Annotated in this window: 17 protein-coding genes and 1 pseudogene; 13 read left to right on the forward strand and 5 right to left on the reverse strand. The window is 70.9% G+C overall.

All coding sequences use genetic code 11. The annotated features are described in order from the left end of the window. Window positions 1–8: 8 nt before the first annotated feature. Entirely contained in the window at window positions 9–1322 is a 1314-nt protein-coding gene (locus QCZ28_RS03045) for a GTP-binding protein (protein ID WP_279515296.1), read from the forward strand. A 258-nt stretch (window positions 1323–1580) separates the two neighbouring features. Here the strand turns inward: QCZ28_RS03045 and galK are convergent, their stop codons facing one another. Both galK and galE read right to left on the reverse strand, forming a co-directional pair. Next, window positions 1581–2750, reverse strand: coding sequence for a galactokinase (gene galK / locus QCZ28_RS03050; protein WP_279515099.1), 1170 nt, complete (start codon window positions 2748–2750; stop codon window positions 1581–1583). Window positions 2751–2865: 115 nt separating this feature from the next. Continuing rightward, complete coding sequence (galE, locus tag QCZ28_RS03055; protein WP_279515100.1) at window positions 2866–3849, reverse strand: UDP-glucose 4-epimerase GalE; 984 nt, start codon at window positions 3847–3849, stop codon at window positions 2866–2868. Between the two features lie 194 nt (window positions 3850–4043). On the opposite strand from galE, the pseudogene QCZ28_RS03060 reads away from it, so the two are divergent. From QCZ28_RS03060 to QCZ28_RS03085, 6 genes and pseudogenes are all read left to right on the forward strand, one after another. Then, window positions 4044–5018, forward strand: a pseudogene (locus QCZ28_RS03060) (hemolysin family protein); the annotation flags it as partial. Window positions 5019–5222: 204 nt separating this feature from the next. Then, on the forward strand, window positions 5223–6248 hold the full coding sequence (gene trpS, locus QCZ28_RS03065) for a tryptophan--tRNA ligase (RefSeq protein ID WP_030329086.1): 1026 nt from the start codon (window positions 5223–5225) through the stop codon (window positions 6246–6248). A gap of 49 nt (window positions 6249–6297) precedes the next feature. Then, entirely contained in the window at window positions 6298–6843 is a 546-nt protein-coding gene (locus QCZ28_RS03070) for a 2'-5' RNA ligase family protein (RefSeq protein WP_279515101.1), read from the forward strand. Window positions 6844–6949: 106 nt separating this feature from the next. Beyond that, window positions 6950–7876, forward strand: coding sequence for a YhjD/YihY/BrkB family envelope integrity protein (locus QCZ28_RS03075; RefSeq protein WP_279515102.1), 927 nt, complete (start codon window positions 6950–6952; stop codon window positions 7874–7876). Next, complete coding sequence (locus QCZ28_RS03080; RefSeq protein WP_279515103.1) at window positions 7876–8262, forward strand: GntR family transcriptional regulator; 387 nt, start codon at window positions 7876–7878, stop codon at window positions 8260–8262. Before QCZ28_RS03075 ends, QCZ28_RS03080 begins: the two co-directional genes overlap by 1 nt. Window positions 8263–8466: 204 nt before the next feature. Beyond that, the gene (locus QCZ28_RS03085) at window positions 8467–8904 is read left to right on the forward strand and encodes a hypothetical protein (RefSeq protein WP_279515104.1); all 438 of its coding nucleotides are present in this window, start codon (window positions 8467–8469) and stop codon (window positions 8902–8904) included. 4 nt (window positions 8905–8908) lie between these two features. Here the strand turns inward: QCZ28_RS03085 and QCZ28_RS03090 are convergent, their stop codons facing one another. The 3 genes from QCZ28_RS03090 to QCZ28_RS03100 form a co-directional block, all read right to left on the reverse strand. Then, window positions 8909–9280, reverse strand: a complete 372-nt coding sequence (locus tag QCZ28_RS03090) for a VOC family protein (RefSeq protein ID WP_279515105.1) — start codon at window positions 9278–9280, stop codon at window positions 8909–8911. A 205-nt stretch (window positions 9281–9485) separates the two neighbouring features. After that, window positions 9486–11117 carry a glycoside hydrolase family 13 protein gene (locus tag QCZ28_RS03095; RefSeq protein WP_279515106.1) on the reverse strand — a complete coding sequence of 544 codons (1632 nt, stop codon included), beginning with the start codon at window positions 11115–11117 and terminating at the stop codon, window positions 9486–9488. 32 nt (window positions 11118–11149) lie between these two features. After that, on the reverse strand, window positions 11150–12196 hold the full coding sequence (locus QCZ28_RS03100; protein WP_030329071.1) for a LacI family DNA-binding transcriptional regulator: 1047 nt from the start codon (window positions 12194–12196) through the stop codon (window positions 11150–11152). A gap of 197 nt (window positions 12197–12393) precedes the next feature. On the opposite strand from QCZ28_RS03100, the gene QCZ28_RS03105 reads away from it, so the two are divergent. The 6 genes from QCZ28_RS03105 to QCZ28_RS03130 all read left to right on the forward strand — a co-directional run bounded on the left by QCZ28_RS03105 (window position 12394) and on the right by QCZ28_RS03130 (window position 18834). Then, complete coding sequence (locus QCZ28_RS03105; RefSeq protein ID WP_279515107.1) at window positions 12394–13641, forward strand: maltose ABC transporter substrate-binding protein; 1248 nt, start codon at window positions 12394–12396, stop codon at window positions 13639–13641. Beyond that, window positions 13641–15278, forward strand: a complete 1638-nt coding sequence (locus QCZ28_RS03110; protein WP_279515108.1) for an ABC transporter permease subunit — start codon at window positions 13641–13643, stop codon at window positions 15276–15278. The genes QCZ28_RS03105 and QCZ28_RS03110 overlap by 1 nt, the downstream gene beginning before the upstream one ends. Further along, window positions 15275–16162 carry a sugar ABC transporter permease gene (locus QCZ28_RS03115; RefSeq protein ID WP_279515109.1) on the forward strand — a complete coding sequence of 296 codons (888 nt, stop codon included), beginning with the start codon at window positions 15275–15277 and terminating at the stop codon, window positions 16160–16162. The genes QCZ28_RS03110 and QCZ28_RS03115 overlap by 4 nt, the downstream gene beginning before the upstream one ends. Window positions 16163–16329: 167 nt before the next feature. After that, entirely contained in the window at window positions 16330–17052 is a 723-nt protein-coding gene (locus QCZ28_RS03120) for a glycosyltransferase family 2 protein (protein WP_279515110.1), read from the forward strand. Next, window positions 17049–17459: a hypothetical protein gene (locus QCZ28_RS03125; RefSeq protein WP_279515111.1), complete on the forward strand. Its 411-nt coding sequence runs from the start codon at window positions 17049–17051 to the stop codon at window positions 17457–17459. Before QCZ28_RS03120 ends, QCZ28_RS03125 begins: the two co-directional genes overlap by 4 nt. Before the next feature lie 4 nt (window positions 17460–17463). Next, window positions 17464–18834 carry a hypothetical protein gene (locus QCZ28_RS03130; RefSeq protein WP_279515112.1) on the forward strand — a complete coding sequence of 457 codons (1371 nt, stop codon included), beginning with the start codon at window positions 17464–17466 and terminating at the stop codon, window positions 18832–18834. Window positions 18835–18880: the final 46 nt, after the last annotated feature.

Here is an 18880-nt window from a genome sequence, read left to right on the forward strand (position 1 = left end):
CCGAGATCATGCCCTCCGCGGATGCGGAGGGCCGGGCTGTTGCCGGGGCCGGGTCGGAGGCCCGGGCCATGGACCTGCTGCGGTTCGCCACCGCCGGCAGCGTCGACGACGGGAAGTCGACCCTGATCGGGCGACTGCTCTACGACACCAAGTCGCTCTTCACCGACCAGTTGGCAGCCGTGGAGGCGGTCAGCGCGGCCCGCGGCGACGAATACACCAACCTGGCGTTGCTCACCGACGGCCTGCGTGCCGAGCGGGAGCAGGGCATCACCATCGACGTGGCGTACCGCTACTTCGCCACCCCCCGGCGCAAGTTCATCATCGCCGACACCCCCGGCCACATCCAGTACACCCGCAACATGGTCACCGGAGCATCGACGGCGGACCTGGCGTTGATCCTGGTGGACGCGCGCAAGGGCCTCGTCGAGCAGTCCCGTCGGCACGCGTTCCTCTGCTCCCTGCTGCGGGTGCCGCACCTGGTCCTCTGTGTCAACAAGATGGACCTCGTCGACTGGTCGCAGGAGGTCTACGAGCGGATCGCCGACGAGTTCACCGCCTTCGCGGCGAAGCTCGACGTACCGGACCTGACCGTGGTGCCGGTCTCCGCGCTGCGCGGCGACAACATCGTGTCCCGGTCGGAGAACATGCAGTGGTACGAAGGCCCCTCGCTGCTGCACCACCTGGAGCGGGTGCACATCGCGAGCGACCGCAACCTGGTCGACGTCCGGTTCCCGGTGCAGTACGTGATCCGTCCGCAGTCCACCACCGTCACCGACTACCGCGGCTACGCCGGTCAGGTCGCCTCCGGGGTGCTGAAGCCGGGTGACGAGGTGATGGTGCTGCCCTCCGGCTTCACCAGCCGGATCGCCGCCGTGGAGACCGCCGACGGGCCGGTCGCGGAGGCGTTCCCGCCGATGTCGGTCACCGTACGACTGGCCGACGAGATCGACATCTCCCGGGGTGACCTGATCTGCCGGCCGAACAACGCGCCGGCGGTGGCCCAGGACATCGAGGCGATGGTCTGCTGGATGGACGAGACGGCCCCCCTGCGCGTCGCCGGCCGGTACGCGATCAAGCACACCACCCGGTCGGCTCGGGCGATCGTGCGCGGGGTGCACTACCGGCTGGACATCAACTCGCTGCACCGCGACGAGTCGGCTGACGAACTGCGGCTCAACGAGATCGGCCGGGTGCGGCTGCGCACGACGGTGCCGCTGCTGGCCGACGAGTACCGCCGCAACCGCACCACCGGCGGCTTCGTCATCATCGACGAGGCGACCAACCGCACGGTAGGCGCCGCCATGATCGTCGAAGCCAGCTAATCCCTCTCGGCCCACCCCACCCCCCAACAGGACCCCGAACACCGCGCCCGCGCCCGCGCCAAGATCGCGCTCGATCCATGAAGTAGTGGCCTCGCCCAGCGGGCGAGGCCACTACTTCCTTGAACAAGCACGATCTCCAACCTCCGGCCCACCCCCACGCCCACCCCCGGCCCCGGCCCCGCCCGGTGATCAAGAAGTTTGCGTCAGGATGCGGGCTGAAAGTGACGCAAACTTCTTGATCAACCTGGGGTGTGGGGGTTAGGGGAGGCGGGTGGCGCCGGGGGAGGGGAGGACCGTCACGGTGGTGGGGGCGGTGAAACCCTGCGCCGCGTACGCGTCGGTCACGGCGGCGGCGACCTCGTCGGCACGGTCGGCCTCGATCAGCGCGAGCACGCATCCGCCGAAGCCGCCCCCGGTCATGCGGGCGCCCAGCGCGCCGGCTGCCAACGCCGCCTCGACGGCGGTGTCGATCTCCGGCACGGTGATCTCGAAGTCGTCGCGCATCGAGACGTGGGAAGCCGTCAGCAGCGGGCCGATGTCGCGGACCCGGGCGGCACGCAGCAGCGCCACCGTGTCCAGTACGCGCTGGTCCTCGGTGACCACGTGTCGGACCCGACGCCGGGTCTCCTCGTCGTCGAGCTGAGCCAACGCGGCGTCGAGCTGGTCGATGCCCACATCCCGCAGCGCGGCAACCCCGAGCGCGCTGGCGCCGGCCTCGCAGGAGCGACGGCGGGCCGCGTACTCCCCGTCGGCGTGGCGGTGCGGTGCCCGGCTGTCGATGACCAGCACGGCCAGTCCGGCAGCGTCCAGGTCGAACGGGATGTGCTCGACCGACTCGTCGCGGCAGTCGAGGAAGAGGGCGTGCCCGGCCCGGCAACGGATCGCCGCCGACTGGTCCATGATGCCGGTCGGCGCACCCACGTAGACGTTCTCCGCCCGCTGTGCCAGCCGGGGTTGCAGTTCCGGGGCCAGCTCCAGCCCGCCGAGGTCGAGCAGGGCAGCCAGTACGGCTGACTCCAGCGCGGCCGAGGAGGAGAGCCCGGAACCCAGCGGCACGTCGGAAGCGATCGCCAGCCGGGCACCCGGCACGGGATGACCCGCCTCGCGCAGCGCCCAGACCACACCCGCGACGTACGCGCCCCAACCGGTGACCCGGCCCGGCTCGGCGACGTCGTCCGCGCCGAACGTGATCGTCTCGCCGGAGAGCTCGGACCAGACCGTCCAGTGCTCCCCGTCCTGCCGGTCGGCGGCGACGACGGTGCGCATCGGCAGGGCGAACGGCAGCACGAAGCCTTCGTTGTAGTCGGTGTGCTCGCCGATCAGGTTGACCCGACCCGGGGCCGCCCAGCGCCCGGATGCCTGCCCGCCGAACTGTGCGGAGAAGCCGGCCGCAGCCCGCTCGGCGACATCATCGGCCGGGTGGGTCACGGTGTCTCCCTTCGTTCGCGGCTGCGGGGCTCGCAGGCCCGGCTCACTCCTCGCGCTCACAGCGCCACCTCTGTTCGCGACTGCGGGGCTCGCAGGCCCGGCTCACTCCTCGCGCTCACGGTTGCCCCAGGATGTGCGTGCGGTAGAACGCCCAGGCATCCCCGACCATGTCGTGCAGGGTCGGCTTCTGCGGCACCCAGCCCAGCTCCTCGCGGGCCAGCGTGGACGACGCGACCAACTCGGCCGGGTCGCCCTCGCGGCGCGGGGCGACCTCGACGGGCAGTTGGTGCCCGGTGACCTCGCGGACCACGTCGACGACCTGGCGGTTGGTGAAGCCGTTGCCGTTGCCCAGGTTGTAGATCCGGTGCTGGCCGCCGGTGGCCGCGTCCAGCGCCAGCAGGTGCGCGCGGGCCAGGTCGGCGACGTGGATGTAGTCGCGGACGCAGGTGCCGTCGACGGTGGGGTAGTCGTCACCGAAGAGCTGGAGTTTCTCCCGCCGGCCGGCGGCGACGTCCAGCGCGATCGGGATCAGGTGGGTCTCCGGGTCGTGCCGCTCGCCGAGCGCGGTGTCGCCGTCGAGGTGGGCGCCGGCCACGTTGAAGTAGCGCAGTGACACGGCGGCCAGCCCGTGCGCGATCGCCTCGGAGGTGAGTGCCATGTCGACGGCGAGTTTGGTGGCGCCGTACGTGTTGGTGGGCGCCTTCACCGCGTTTTCGGTGATGGGCAGCTCGGTGGGGTTGCCGTAGACGGCGGCGGTGGAGGAGAAGACCATCCGGGGCACCCCGGCCGCCCGGACGGCGTCGATCAGGGCGAGCGTGCCGACGGTGTTGTTCCGCCAGTACAGCTCCGGCTTGATCATCGACTCGCCGGCGGCGATGAGGGCGGCGAAGTGCAGCACCCCGTCGAAGCCGGCGTCGGCGGTGATGACGTGGGCGGCGTCGTGGATGGACGCCTCGACATGGGTGGCGTCGGGGGCGAGGGCTTCGCGGTGGCCGGTGCGGAGGTCGTCCAGGATGACCACCTGGTGGCCCGCGTCGAGCAGCATCCGGGTCACCACGCTCCCGATGAAGCCGGCGCCCCCGGTGACGAGCAGTTTCACGTCGTTGCCTCCTGCCTGGCCCGCCCGGGACGTGGCCCTTTGGGTGATCACACTAGGGCGGTGGTCGGCATCCTCGCCGACACCACCGGCAACCCATTCCATCATAATCTTTCACGATTAAACAGAGCCGAACATCCGTGGCCGCTCCGCCGGATGGCCGGTGCGGCGGGCCCACGGTGTCTACCATCTCTGTCATGCGGGAAGTGGCCCGTACCGGGCTCCGGCGGCGCGCGCGGGCACACCCCCGCCGCGACCCCGGTCCGCTCGCCCGGGCCGTCGCCCGGGTGCTGGTCCGCGCGGCGGACGGTGCCACCCGACTCGTCACCGACCTGCTCGGGACCGGTCCGACGGCCGGCCGGGAGCGCATCTCGGAGGCCGATCTGCGGGACCTGGTCGCGGCGAACACGGTGCTCGACCCGGACGAGCGACGGATCATCGACGAGGTCCTGGTGGCCGGTGCCAGTCTGATCCGCGAGGTGATGATGCCGCGCACCGAGGTGGTCTTCCTGCCGGCGCGGCTGACCATCGGCGAAGCCGCCCGACTGGTCCGCGCCGAAACACACACCCGCTACCCGGTCACCGACGCCACCCACGACGACGTGATCGGCTTCGTACACCTCCGGGACGTGCTGCTGCGTCCGGACGCCGACCCGTGCCTCACCGTCGGTGAGCTGGCTCGGGAGGTGAAGCGGCTCCCCGGCAGCAAACGGGTGCTCGCCGCGCTGACCGAGATGCGGCGGGAGGGCCAGCACCTCGCGGTGGTGGTGGACGAGTACGGCGGCACGGCCGGGATCGTCACCCTGGAGGACCTCATCGAGGAGCTGGTCGGTGAGATCCACGACGAGTACGACGCCGCCCCGGACCCGGTGCACGCTGGCCTGCCCGCCGTGGTGGACGGTCGCCTCAACCTCGCTGACTTCGCCGAGCGGACCGGGGTGGCGCTACCCGCCGGCCCGTACGAGACGGTGGGCGGGTTCGTGATGGCCGCGCTGGGTCGGCTTCCGGTGACCGGCGACGAGGTGCCGGTGCCCGCCGAGCCCGCCGACGTCAGCGCGCCCGATCCGGCCGAGTTGCCGGCCGGCTGGCTGCTGCGGGTGCTCACGCTGGACGGCCGCCGGGTGGCCCAACTCGCCGTCTCCGCCGCGCGCGGCACCGAGCCGCGCCGCGAGTACGACGCTGTGCCAGCCTCGGCGGGCGGCCCGGAGCCGGCCGGGGAGGCGGTCGCGGGGCAGCACCGCCGGGTCACCCTCGGGTCGACGCACCGGCTTGGCGCGGGCGAAGCACGCGAGGTCAGCACCCCGGCATCGGCGGGCCGGAGCCGACCCGCCGGCCCGTCATGACGGACCGGGTTGCTTGCTGACAGAATTATCGCCATGTCCGACGTTCCCGCCCGGCCCCGCGTCTTCTCCGGCATCCAGCCGACAGCCGACTCGTTCCACCTCGGCAACTATCTGGGCGCGGTGCGGCACTGGGTAGCCCTGCAGGACACCCACGACGCGTTCTACTGCGTGGTGGACCTGCACGCCATCACCGCGGGGCACGACCCGGCGCTGCTGCGCCAGCGGACCCGGGTGGCCGCGGCCCAGCTCTTCGCGGTCGGGCTGGACCCGGAACGCAGCACCCTGTTCGTCCAGTCGCAGGTGCCCGAGCACCCGCAGCTGGCCTGGGTGCTCGGCTGCATCACCGGTTTCGGTGAGGCCAGCCGGATGACCCAGTTCAAGGACAAGTCGCAGAAGCAGGGTAACGAGCGGGCCAGCGTCGGGCTGTTCACCTATCCGGTCCTCCAGGCCGCCGACATCCTGCTCTACCAGGCCAACGCGGTTCCGGTCGGCGAGGACCAGCGCCAGCACCTGGAGCTCTCCCGGGATCTGGCCCAGCGGTTCAACTCGCTGTTCGGCGCCACGTTCACGGTGCCCGCGCCACACATCGTCAAGGACACTGCCAAGATCACCGATCTGCAGGACCCGACGGCGAAGATGTCGAAGTCGTCGTCCTCGCCGGCCGGCATCATCGACCTGCTCGAAGACCCGGCCCGGTCCGCGAAGAAGATCCGTTCGGCGGTGACCGACACCGGCCGGGAGATCGTCTTCGACGCCGAGACCAAGCCGGGTGTGTCCAACCTGTTGACCATCCACTCGGCGCTCAGTGGCCGCAGCATCGACGAGTTGGTGGCCGCGTTCGCAGGCCGCGGCTACGGCGATCTGAAGAAGGAGCTGGCCGAGGTCGTGACGGACTTCGTCCGTCCGATCCAGGAGCGCACCCGCACCTACCTCGACGATCCGGCGCAGCTGGACAAGCTGCTCGCGGCCGGCGCGGAGAAGGCCCGCGCGGTGGCCGCGGCGACCCTGCGGTCCGCGTACGAGCGGGTGGGTTTCTTCCCGCCCGTGCGCGGCGAGTAGGTCCGCGGTACAGGTGGACGGGTCGGTGGTCGGAGGGGCGGCGCGAAGCGTGGATCGCAGTAGCGGGGTGCCGCCGACCGGCGACACCATCCAGATCGGCATCGCGGTGGACATCCCCGAGCCGTGGGGTGCCCAGCTCACCCGGCGACGGATCGAGGCCGGCGATCCGCTGGCGGTGCCCGCGCACGTGACGTTGCTCGGTCCCACCGAGATCAGCACGGCCAACCTGCCTGCGGTCGAGCGGCACCTGGCCGCCGTCGCCGCCGCGCACCTGCCGTTCACGCTGCACCTGCGGGGCACCGGCACATTCCGTCCGGTCACCCAGGTGGTGTTCGTCGCGGTGGCCGCCGGGATCAGCGAGTGCGAGTTGCTGGCCGCGGCCATCGCCGCGACGCCCGGCCTGCACCGGGAGCTCCGATTCCCGTACCATCCGCACGTCACAGTGGCTCAGGACGTGGCACCGGAGGCCCTGGACAAGGTGTACGAGGATCTCGCCGACTTCTCCGCGGTGTTCGAGGTCGGCGCGTTCACCCTCTTCTCGCACAGCGGGCAGACCAGGTGGCAGCCGCGCCGGGACTTCTGCCTCGGCGGCTGACGCGTCGCGACCGAAACGCGGCGACTGAAGCGCGGCGACGCGCCGGCCGGCGAGCACGGGAAGCTGGTTGCCACTACAGCGGTGGGAGATCGGCGAGGATGATCGCGTGAACGTGATCGGCCGGATCGAGGCGGGCATCGACCGCTGGGTGAGCGGCGCGCGCCACCGGTCGAGCCTCTTCGACCACGTGTGGCGGGCCGGCGTGCTGTACGGCGAGGTGCTGGCCGGTCGGTTGGCCGCCGCCATCGCCTACTACGGCTTCTTCGCCGTGTTCGCCCTCGCCCTGGTCGCGTTCTCCGTCTTCGGCGCGATCCTGGAGGACAACGACGAGGTCAGCGCGGCGGCGGCCGACTTCCTCAAGGAGAATCTGCCGTTCCTGGACGCCGAGCAGATCGCCAACTCCAGCGGCACCGTCGGTGTGGTCGGCCTGGTCATCCTGGTCTTCACCGGGATCGGCTGGGTGGAGGCCATCCGGTCCTCGCAGCGGCTGATGTACCAGCTCAACCAGCAGCCGGGCAACCTGGTGGTGCGGCGGCTCGTCGACCTGGGCGTGATGATCGGCGTCTTCGTGCTGCTCGGCGTGTCGGTCGCGGCGGTGGACGCGTTGGAGTCGCTGCTGCGTTTCCTGCTCCGCAGCACCGGCTCGGTCGGTCTGACCACGATCAGCGCGGTGCTCAGCGTGCTGGTCAACACCGTGCTCGCCACCGCGTTGCTGCTCGCCGTGCCCCGGCTGCGGATGAGCCGCTCCCGGCTGCGCCCGGTGGTGTTGCTGGTGGCGATCGGTATCACCCTGCTGAACACGGTCGGGCGATACTACGTGGTGCGGACCGAGCGGAATCCGGCGTACACAGTGGTGGCCGGCGCCGTCGGTCTGCTGCTCTACCTCTACCTGCTCAACCAGCTGGTGCTGTTCGGCGCGGCGCTCCTCGCGACCAGCACCACCGGTCGGGTCGTGGATCTCGCGGAGACCCCCGCGCCGCCGAAGGATGTCGACGAGGGCATCGACCCCGGTACGCCGGGCGGGGCGGGCTGATGACGGAAGGCGGGCAGGTGCTGATCTCGGTCGATGCCGACTCGTCGGTGCCCCCGTACGAGCAGGTGCGGGTGCAGCTCGCCGAGCTGATCGGCGACGGCCGGTTGCCGGTCGGCACTCGACTGCCGACCGTCCGGCAGCTCGCCGCTGACCTGCGGTTGGCAGCGAACACCGTGGCCCGCGCCTACCGCGAGTTGGAGACGGCCGGGCTGCTGGAGACCCGGGGGCGCAACGGCACCTTCGTCGCTCCGGGGCGGGACGACGCCGTCGACCGTCTGCAGCAGGCGGCGGCCGGCTACGCGGCGGAGGCGGCTCGGCTCGGTGTGCCGCCGACCACGGCGCTCGCCCTGGTCCGCGCCGCCCTGGACGCTGTCCGTCCCGGCTGACCGGCCGGGCCGACACGGCCGCCGGACGAGCGCCGAACGACCGCCGGAGCGCCGCCGGACGAGCGCCGAACGACTGCCGGAGCGCCGCCGGACGAGGCCGAACGACCGCCGGAGCGCCGCCGAACGAGCGCCGAACGACCGCCGGACGGGCGACAACAGCGGAGAACCGCACCGGCGCTCGCGTTCGCGGACCATGATGAGCCGGTGGGCGCACTCATGACACTCGACCTGCCGGCGGACTCACCGCTGCTCGGCCTGCCGTGGATCATCACCTTCGGTCCGCTCGGTGATCTCGACGAGTGGGAGCCGGTGGTCTGCGGGCCGTACGAGCGCCCCCACGCGTTGGCCCTGGCCGAGGCGGTGGTGGCCGAGGAGCAGTTGGTGGCCGTGGTGGAGCCGTTGCTGCCGGCACTGTCCGCCGACGAGATCCGCAGCGAGATCGCCGCCGCGCAGGTCGCCGCCGAGGACGAGGCCCGTCAGGTGGAGGGAGCCGACCTGTACGGGGACTTCGAGGACGTGATCGACGAGGAGTTGGACGCGGCCGCCGACGAGGCGGGTCACGGTGAGCCCGCCGAACCGCCGGACGAGGCCGAGGTGCGCGCCGGCTTCACCCGGATCGCGGCGTTGCTCACCGCGAAGTGAGGGGTCAGCGGGTTGGCGCGCGGTCCAGCACGCAGAACTCGTTGCCTTCCGGGTCGGCGAGCACCGTGAACTGTTCGGCCCCGGTCTGCCCGACGTCGACGTGCCGCGCGCCGAGGCTCAGCAGCCGCCGTACCTCGGCCTGGGGGTCCGCGTCCGCGACCAGGTCGAGGTGCAGCCGGTTCTTGCCCCGCTTGGCGGTGCCCGAGCCCTGCAACCACACGGTGGGCGCCGTGGCGGACGGCGGCCCGGGCGGCCGGAGCCTGGCGCTGCCGTCGTCGCCGCGCTCGACCTCGTAGCCGAGGGCCGCCGACCAGAACGCGACCATCACGTCCAGGTCCTCGACGTCGAGCGTGCACTGGGCGATCCGTACCACCATGGGGCACCTCCTAACGACGGTGCCCAATGCGGTACCCGCGACCCCTGCGGGCCACACCATCGGCCGGCTACGGACACCGGCGCCACGCGGAGCGGACTCCGCGCGGCGCCGGTGGCACCTCACCCCCCACCACAAGGGGTCGGTAGCCCAGTCGCCCGCCGGCGCGGGGCACGACGAACGACCAGGTCGGGAACGAGTTACCCGTTCAGCGCTGTTCCAACCAGACTGCCGCGTCAATTGGCAGCAGATGACCGCTGCCCTGCTCGGTGAGCTCGTCGCTGGCGACGAGCGGCTGGCCGTACCCGTGGATCAGGACCGGTGCGCCGCTGAGGTTGACCACGCAGGTCAGCGCGGTTGTGCCGGCGGTACGGGAGAAGGCCAGCACGCCCGGTTCGCTCTCCCGCCAGGTGACCCCGTCGGCGTCGAGGGCGAGCGCGGGATGGTCGCGCCGGATCCGCAGTGCCGCCCGGTACAGCTCCAGGGTGGAGCCGGGCACGCCGGTCTGCGCGGCGACGGAGAGCGTCTGCCAGAGGGCCGGGGCGGGTAGCCAGCTCAGCTCGCTGCCGGCCGGCCCGAAGCCGTACGGGGTCAACTCGCCGCTCCACGGGATGGGCACCCGGCAGCCGTCCCGGCTCTCGCCGGTGCGTAGGAACGCCGGGTCCTGGCGTAGTTCGTCGGGGAGGTCGAGGACCTCCGGCAGGCCCAACTCCTCGCCCTGATAGAGGTAGGCGCAGCCGGGCAGGGCGAGCATCAGCAGGCTGGCGGCGCGGGCGCGGCGCAGTCCTTCGGGGCCGTCGCCGTAGCGGGTGACGTGCCGCTGCTTGTCGTGGTTGGACAACACCCAGGTGGTCGGCGCCCCGACCACCGTCGCCTCGGCCAGCGCGGTGTCGATCACCTTGCGGAACGAGTCGGCCGACCAGGTGGCGTCGAGGAAGTCGAAGCTGAACGCCTGGTGCAACTCGTCCGGGCCGATGTAGCGGGCCAGCCGCTGCGGCGTCTCGGCCCACGCCTCGGCGACCGCCATCCGACCGCCCGGGTAGCTGTCCAGGATGGGCCGCCAGGCGCGGTAGATCTCGTGCACCTCGTCCTGGTCGAAGTACGGCAACCGGCCCTTGCCGAGCAGTTCGACCTGACGCTGGCCGGTGGTCATCGAGCTGAAGCCGACGTCCGGCAGCCCTTCCGCCTTGATCATGCCGTGCGCCACGTCGATGCGGAATCCGTCCACGCCCCGGTCCAGCCAGAACCGCAGCACGTCCTCGAACTCGGCGCGGACCTCCGGGTGGCGCCAGTTCAGGTCGGGCTGCGACGGGTCGAACAGGTGCAGGTACCACTGACCGTCAGCGATCCGCGTCCAGGCGGGGCCGCCGAAGATGCTCTCCCAGTCGTTCGGGGGTAGCTCGCCGTGCGCGCCCCGGCCGTCGGCGAAGAGGTAGCGGGCCCGCTCCGGTGAGCCGGGGCCGGCGGCGAGCGCGGCGGTGAACCACTGGTGCGCGCTGGAGGTGTGGTTGGGCACCAGGTCGACGATGATCCGCAGCCCGTGGGCGTGCGCGTCGGTGATCATCGCGTCGAAGTCGTCGAGGGTGCCGAACATCGGGTCGACGTCGCGGTAGTCGGCCACGTCGTACCCGCCGTCGATCATGGGCGAGGTGTAGAAGGGGGTCAGCCAGAGCGCGTCCACCCCGAGGTCGCGCAGGTACGGCAGGCGCTGCCGGATGCCCTGGAGGTCGCCGATGCCGTCGCCGTCGCTGTCGGCGAAGCTGCGGACGTACACCTGGTAGACGACCGCGGAACGCCACCAGTCGTCGGTGGCGGGCGGTGGGGTGGTGGCGCTGATCATTCGAGCAATATGCCGGCCGGCCGCTGCAAGAGTCAAGCAGATCTTGCGTAAGAGAGGCGGGCGGAACTCGGTGCGACAGCCGTGGAGCCGCGGACCACCAGCTCCGGGCGGAACAGGTACTCCGAATGCGGGGCGCCGTGCCCGTTGATCTCGTCCACCAGCGCCCGGACGGCGGCCACCGCCATCGCGGTGACCGGCTGCCGCATGGTGGTCAGCGGCGGGTCGGTGAAGGCCATCAGCGGTGAGTCGTCGTAACCCACCACGGAGAGGCCGTCGGGCACGTTGAGGCCGCGTTGGCGGGCGGCCCGGACCGCGCCGAGCGCCATCAGGTCGGAGCCGCAGACCACACCGGTGACGCCGCGGTCCAGCAGTCGCCCGGCCGCCGCCTCGCCACCCTCCACTCCGAACAGTGACAGCTCGGCCAAGGGGCCCAGGTCGGCTTCGGCGACGCCGGCCAGCCGGGTCATCGCGGATCGCCAGCCGGCGACCTTGCGCTGCACCGGGACGAACCGGTCCGGGCCGGTGATCAGGCCGATCCGCCGGTGCCCGAGCGCGACCAGGTGGGCGACGGCGAGCTCGGCCGCCTCCCGGTCGTCGCAGGATACGAAGGGTGCGCCGATGCCGGGCACGTAACCGTTGATCATCACGACCGGCAACGGCCGGGCGAGCAGCGCCCGGTAGCGGTCGTGGTTGGCGGCGGTGTCGGCGTGCAGGCCGGAGACGAAGACGATCCCGGAGACCTGCCGGTCCAGCAGCATCTCCACGTACTCGTCCTCGGTCACCCCGCCGGCGGTCTGGGTGCAGAGCACCGGGGTGAACCCGCTCTGCGCCAGGGTGGACTCGATGACCTGGGCGAAGGCGGGGAAGATCGGGTTGTCCAGCTCCGGCACCACCAGGCCGACCAGGCCGGCGCTGCGCTTACGCAGCCGGGCCGGGCGCTCGTATCCGAGCACGTCGAGGGCGGTGAGGACGGCCTGGCGGGTCTCCGCTGCCACGCCGGGGCGGTCGTTGAGCACCCGCGACACCGTGGCCTCGCTGACTTCGGCCTGCTGGGCGATGTCGGACAGTCGAGCGCGCATGGCGGCACTTTAGCCCACCGGCAAGTTCTTGCGGGGTGCTTTGCAAGCCCTTCCATAATCTGCAACGTCTTGCTAACGTCCCCGCAACATGCGCGAGCGGCGACGCAACATCATGCGTCGGTTGGCAAGAACTTCCAGACTTTCCCACTGGCCGGCCGCCCTTCCCCGGCGGACCCGCCATGACGACAGGAGCACCGATGCGCATCCGTACCGCGGGTGTGGTCGCCCTCTTCGCCCTGGCGCTCGCCGCCTCGGGCTGCGGTGGCGACAGCGGCGAGCCGGCCGCGAAGGACACCCCCAAGGCCGCCGGCGGCAAGATGGTCATCTGGGCGGACGACAAGCGGACCGCCGCCCTCAAGCCGTTCGCCGAGAAGTTCGGCCAGGAGAACGGCGTCACGGTCGAGGTCCAGGCCGTCAGCAAGGACCTGCAGACCAACTTCGTCACCGCGTCCCAACAGGGCAGCGGGCCGGACGTCGTGGTCGGCGCACACGACTGGATCGGCAACCTGGTGCAGAACGGCGCCATCGACCCGGTGCAGCTCGCCGCCGACCAGAAGAGCGCCTTCAACGCGACGGCCGTCAAGGCGGTCACCTTCAACGGCCAGCTCTACGGCGTGCCGTACGCGCAGGAGAACCTTGCGCTGATCCGCAACACCGAACTGGCCCCCGAGGCGCCGAAGACCATTGAGGACCTGGTCGCCAAGGGCAAGCAGCTCAAGGCGTCGAAGAAGGTCACCGAGACGCTCTGCCTCCAGGTCGGCCAGAACGGCGACGCCTACCACATCTACCCGCTCTACAGCTCCGCCGGCGGTTACCTCTTCGGCACCGGCGCCAACGGCGACTACGACCCGAAGGACCTGGGCGTGGGCAAGCCCGAGTCCATCGAGGCCTTCAAGAAGATCGGCGCGCTCGGCGAGAAGGGCGCGGGTGTGCTCAAGCGCTCCATCGCGGACACCAACTCGATCGCCACCTTCACCGGCAAGAAGTGCGCGTACCTGGTCTCCGGACCGTGGGCGGTGGCCGACGTCAAGAAGGCCGGCATCTCGTACGACATCTCGGCGATCCCCGGCTTCGCCGGTGGCAAGGAAGCCCAGCCGTTCGTGGGCGTGCAGGCGTTCTACGTCGCCGCCAAGGGCACCAACAAGGCGCTGGCCCAGGAGTTCGTGGCCAACTACACCACCACGCCCGAGCTGGCCGTCGCGCTGTACAACGCCGAACCCCGGCCGCCGGCGCTGACCGCCGCCCTCGACCAGGTCAAGGGCGCCGACGCGGACCTGGCCAAGTTCCAGGAGGCGGGCAGGAACGGGCAGGTGCTCCCGGCCATTCCGGCGATGGCCGCGATCTGGGACCCGTTCGGCAAGGCCGAGGCCGCCGTCATCGGTGGGGCGGACCCGACCAGCACCATCACCGCCGCCGGCAAGACCATCTCCGGCCAGATCAAGTAATGAGTACGCCGCTGTCCGGCCCGGGGTCTGCCACGCAGGCCCCGGGCCGGGAGCCCGCCGGCTCCCCACCCCCGCGCTCCCGTGCCACTCGTGACCACGCGCCGATCACCCTGACCGGGCTCGCCGGCAAGGTGCTCCTGCTCGGCCTGACCGCCGGTGTCGCCGTCTGGGCGGCGTTCCCGCTCGTCGCCGCCGAGATGTGGGTCGGCCTGGCCCTGCTGGTGGCGTCCACCGCCGGGCTGTTCTACCTGTACCTCACCCGTCGGCACGTCCCCGCCAAGTACCTGGTCCCGGGAACCCTGTTCCTGATCGCCTTCCAGGTCATCCCGGTGCTCTACACCGCCAGCACCGCCTTCACCAACTTCGGGGACGGGCACCGGGGCAGCAAGGACGACGCGATCGTCGCCATCGAGTCCTCGTCGGTCGCCCAGGTACCCGGATCCGCCGAGTACGCCCTGACGATCGCCACCACCGGCGACCCGGCCACCGGTGCGCTGGTCTTCCTGGTCACCGACCCGGGCACCGGCGCGGTCTCCGTCGGTGACAGCGACGGGCTGCGCCGACTCGACAGTGCCGACGTCACGGTCGCCACCGGCGGGAGGGTCACCGCCGCCGCCGGGTACACAGTGCTGAACATCGGCCAGGCCAGCTCCCGCAGCAGGGAGATCACCGACCTGGTGGTGCCCACCCCCGGTGGCGCGCTGCGCTCCAGCGGCCTGTCCCGCGCGTACGAGGGCAAGGCGGTGCGGGCGTACGACGCCGCCTGCGACTGCGTCCGCGACGCCGAGACCGGGCGTACCTGGACCGCCGACGACGAGACGGGTGCCTTCGTCGCCGCCGACGGTGAGCGGCTGGCCCAGGGCTGGAAGGTCAACGCCGGCCTGACCAACTTCACCCGCGTGCTCACCGACGGGAACGTCTCCGGTCCCTTCCTCAGCACCCTGATCTGGAACTTCGCCTTCGCCATCGGCTCCACCGGTGGGACGTTCCTGCTCGGCATGCTGATCGCGGTCGTGCTGCACTCGGCCCGGATGCGCGGCACCAATCTCTACCGGGTGCTGCTGGTCCTGCCGTACGCCATGCCGTCGTTCGCGATGCTGCTGGCCTGGCGGGACATGTTCAACGCCGACTTCGGGCTGATCAACAACCTGTTCGGGCTGGACGTGGACTGGTTCGGTCAGGCGTGGACGGCCCGCTTCGCGGTCATCCTGGTGCAGCTCTGGCTCGGGTACCCGTACATGTTCCTGGTGGCCACCGGTGCGTTGCAGGCCATCCCGCGCGAGCTGACCGAGGCCACCTCGGTCGACGGGGCCTCACCCTGGCAGTCCTTCCGCGCGGTCACCCTGCCGCTGTTGCTGGTAGCGCTCTCGCCGCTGCTGATCTCGTCGTTCGCGTTCAACTTCAACAACTTCAACGCGATCTACCTGACCACCGACGGTGCGCCCTTCCCCGCCGACAACCCGACGAACGGCGCCACCGACCTGCTGATCACGTACACCTATCGGCTCGCCTTCGGCGGCCAGGGGGCGCAGCTCGGCTTCGCCGCCGGCATCTCGGTGTTCATCTTCGCCATCGTCGCGGTGGTCTCCGCGGTCGGCTTCCGGCGCACCCGCAAACAGGAAGAGGTGTACGCGTGACAACCCTCAACCTCAACCAGGCCGGCCGGCGGCGTGGCCGCTGGTTCGCCCAGGTCGGCTGGCGGCACCTGGTCGCCGTGCTCGCTGTGTCGTTCAGCCTGTTCCCGATCGTGTTCGTGGTGTCCGCGGCACTCAACCCGCTCGGTACGTTGTCCACCACCGAGTTGGTGCCGACCGGCGGGGTGTCGCTGGACAACGTCGGTGGGTTGTTCGAGCGGACCGCTTTCGGGCGGTGGTTCCTCAACTCGCTGCTGATCGCCGGGGTGGCGGCGTTCGCGTCGGTGTTCCTCTCCGCGCTCGCCGCGTACGCCTTCTCCCGGATGCGGTTCCGCGGCCGCCGGGTGGGGCTGCTCTCGCTGCTCCTGGTGCAGATGTTCCCGCAGTTCCTGGCGATCGTGGCGATCTACCTGATCTTCGGCACGATCACCGACCTGTGGCCGTCGATCGGTTTCAACACTCCGTGGGGTCTGCTGCTGCTCTACCTGGGTGGTGCGCTCGGGGTGAACACCTGGCTGATGAAGGGTTTCTTCGACACGTTGCCCCGGGAGCTGGACGAGTCGGCCACCATGGACGGTGCGTCGCACGCCCAGGTCTTCTTCCGGATCATGCTGCCGCTGGTGGCGCCGATCCTGGCGGTGGCCGGGCTGTTGGCCTTCATCGGCACCATCAACGAGTTCCTGATGGCCAACGTCTTCCTCACCAGTAGCGACTCCAAGACCCTCGCGGTGGGGATGTACGGCCTGTTGGAGGGCAACGAGCGCAACAACAACTTCGGCATCTTCGCGGCCGGCACCCTGCTCACCGCGATCCCGACGGTGCTGGTCTTCCAGTTTCTCCAGCGGTACATCGTCTCCGGGCTGACCTCGGGAGCCGTCAAGGGGTGAGACCGGGGGCGGTCGATCTCCGGTGGCGCGCGGTAGGGTGCTCCGGCGCCGTGCTGACGTTGCTCAGCGAGAGCGGGCCAGCGAACGTGTGGCGCTTTTGTTTCACTGGCCGCTGGTGGCCCGCCGCCCTTCATCCGCCGTCCGGTGCTGTTCCCGGGGAGACTCTCGTGCAACTGTCGATCTTGATGCCGGTCTACAACGAAGCGGAACGCGTCGGGGAGGCCCTGAAGCAGGCCCTCGCCGTGCAGTACCCGTGCGAGATCGAGATCGTGGTGGTCGACGACGGCAGCACTGACGAGACCGCGGAGATCCTCGGTCGGATGGATGACGCGCGGCTGCGGGTCGTGACCCACCAGCGCAACGCGGGCAAGGGCGCGGCGATCAGGACCGCTGTGGACAACGCCCGGGGCGAGTACATGGTGATCCTGGACGCCGACCTGGAGTACGACCCCCAGGACATCCCTCAGCTGTTGGCGCCGGTGCTGGAGGGGCAGGCGACAGTCGTCTACGGCAACCGCACCTTCGGCAGCCACAGCGCCTACAGCTTCTGGTACGTGGTCGGCAACCGCGGCGTCACCACGGCGGCGAACATTCTTTTCAATTCCTACATCGGCGATGTGGAGACGTGCTTCAAACTGATGCCGGTGGAGCTGTTCCGGTCGTTGAACATCCGGTCGCGTGGGTTCGGCATGGAGGCCGAGGTGACCGGCAAACTGCTGCGCCGGCAGATCCGCCCCTACGACGTGCCGATCACCTATCGGGCGCGGGGCCGTGCGGAGGGCAAGAAGATCACCTGGCGGGACGGCATCGAGGCGTTGTGGATCCTGGGCCGGGAACGGGCCCGGCGTCGTCCCGGCGGCATCCCCGCCAAGACCCTCGCTGACCGATGACCGGCACGAAGCGCCGGGACCCGACCACGATCGCCCGGGTCGTCGTGGCGCTCGTCGGTGTGGGCTGCCTCCTGCTGACCGCCCAGGGCGCCGTGCAGGCCACCGGCCGTGGCGTCGCCTTCATGGCCGACCGGGAACACGACCTTCCGGCCCTTCAACACCAGGTGGACCTGGAGACGCTCTGGCAGCAGTTCGCCGAGCAGGTGCCCGCCGGCAGCCGGATCTCGCTCACCCCGGCCCGGGCGGACAAGGACCTGTGGCGACAGCGGTTGAGTGAGCTTGCCGTGCTGCGCGGATGTGTGGTCGTCCAGGCGGGTCCGCGGGACTACTCGGTGGGCGTGACCACGGTGCAGCGGAAGCGGCCGACCAGCCCGGGCGTGCGGCTGGTCGTCCGGAAGGTCGGCTGACGACATGGATCCCACCTCGATGCTCGCCGTGCTCGGCCTCCTCGCTGCGGGGTTTCCGCTGGCCTTCGCGGTGCTGCGCAGTCCCTTCCTCGCAGTGCTCTTCGCGCCGGTGACGGCGGCACTCCTGAGCGCTGTCGCGGTGGTCCTGATGCTGGTCGTCGGCGGTCCGCTGCTGCTCTGGCTCGCGCTCGTGCTGGTCGCCGGGGCGGCCGGCGCCTGGTGGCTGTCGCGCCGTCCCGGCGAGTCGGCACCGTACGGAGGGTGGTCGCACGGCCTGCTGATCGCGCTGCCACTGCTCCCGCCGTGCCTCATGATCTTCGAGCCGGCCTTCCAGTGGGACGCCCACTCCATCTGGTGGCTGCACGCCGGCTACTTCGCCAACGGCAGCGAGTACGCGCGGGAGACGATCGGCAGCCCCGCCTTCGTCTTCTCGCACACCGACTACCCGCCGTTCGCCTCCGCGCCCGTCGCCGCCGTGTGGAGCGTCGTCGAGCCGGACTTCCGTACCGCCCAGCTCGTCGGCACGTTGGTCACCGTCTCGGTGGTCGCGATGCTGGTCTACCTGGTCCGGCGCGCGCTGAACCGGGTGTCCGCGCGGGTGGCCTGGGCACTGGCCATCGCGGTGGGCCTGGCAACCTGGGCGAACGTCCCGTACGCGGTGACCGGCGGTCTCGCCGACGCGCTCTGGTCCACCGCCTTCGTCGGTGCGGCGGTGGCGCTGCTGCTCGGTGCGGATCCGCTGCGCCGACCCGCGTTGCCGCTGGTGCTGTTGACCGTCGCGGCGCTCAGTAAGAACGAGGGGCTGATCGCCGTCGCAGGCCTGGCCGTGCTGGTCACCGTGCGGGGCCGCGCCGACCTGCGGCGGGCGGCGCTGGTGTGGCTGCCGGTGCTGGCCGGGGGTGCCTGGGCGGTGCTGGCCCGCCTGTTGGACGCCCAGTCGGACATCACCAGCGGCACCTCGGATGCTCGCGACGCGGGGGTGGTGGAACGCTTCCAGTTCACCGTCGCGGCGTTGTGGGACGTGGTTGGTCCGCTGCTGGTGGGCGCCGCGGTGGTGGCGTTGGTCGGCACCCTCTTCCTGCGGGGGCGGCGTCATGCCGCCGGGCTGGCGGCGGACGGCTGGGTGTGGGCGGCCAACGGCTACTACCTGGCGGTTCTGATCGGGACCTACCTGTCCGGCCCGAACGAGATCCAGTGGTGGCTGGCGACCTCGGTGCACCGGGTGACGCTGCCGGTGGTGCTCCTGGCTGCGGTGAGCCTTGCCGGATGGGTCGCCGTCGCGTTCGGCGGTGACAGCCGAGCCGGGTCGCAGGCCGCGCTCGACCAGCCGCGCGAGCCGGCCATGTCGGGTTCCACCCCGAGAACGACCGGTTGATCGACTGATTCGCGCCTGTCGGCGGATCCCGCTACTACGATCCGTC

The sequence above is a fragment of the Micromonospora sp. DH14 genome, from assembly GCF_029809455.1.
In the GTDB taxonomy this organism is placed as follows: domain Bacteria; phylum Actinomycetota; class Actinomycetes; order Mycobacteriales; family Micromonosporaceae; genus Micromonospora; species Micromonospora parva.

Coding starts and splice junctions, on each gene's coding strand:
- QCZ28_RS03125 (WP_279515111.1), top strand. CDS start 17,049: ATGACCGGCACGAAGCGCCGGGACCCGACCACGATCGCCCGGGTCGTC.
- QCZ28_RS03095 (WP_279515106.1), bottom strand. CDS start 11,117: ATGATCAGCGCCACCACCCCACCGCCCGCCACCGACGACTGGTGGCGT.
- QCZ28_RS03045 (WP_279515296.1), top strand. CDS start 9: ATGCCCTCCGCGGATGCGGAGGGCCGGGCTGTTGCCGGGGCCGGGTCG.
- trpS (WP_030329086.1), top strand. CDS start 5,223: ATGTCCGACGTTCCCGCCCGGCCCCGCGTCTTCTCCGGCATCCAGCCG.
- QCZ28_RS03090 (WP_279515105.1), bottom strand. CDS start 9,280: ATGGTGGTACGGATCGCCCAGTGCACGCTCGACGTCGAGGACCTGGAC.
- QCZ28_RS03105 (WP_279515107.1), top strand. CDS start 12,394: ATGCGCATCCGTACCGCGGGTGTGGTCGCCCTCTTCGCCCTGGCGCTC.
- QCZ28_RS03100 (WP_030329071.1), bottom strand. CDS start 12,196: ATGCGCGCTCGACTGTCCGACATCGCCCAGCAGGCCGAAGTCAGCGAG.
- QCZ28_RS03130 (WP_279515112.1), top strand. CDS start 17,464: ATGGATCCCACCTCGATGCTCGCCGTGCTCGGCCTCCTCGCTGCGGGG.
- QCZ28_RS03080 (WP_279515103.1), top strand. CDS start 7,876: ATGACGGAAGGCGGGCAGGTGCTGATCTCGGTCGATGCCGACTCGTCG.
- QCZ28_RS03110 (WP_279515108.1), top strand. CDS start 13,641: ATGAGTACGCCGCTGTCCGGCCCGGGGTCTGCCACGCAGGCCCCGGGC.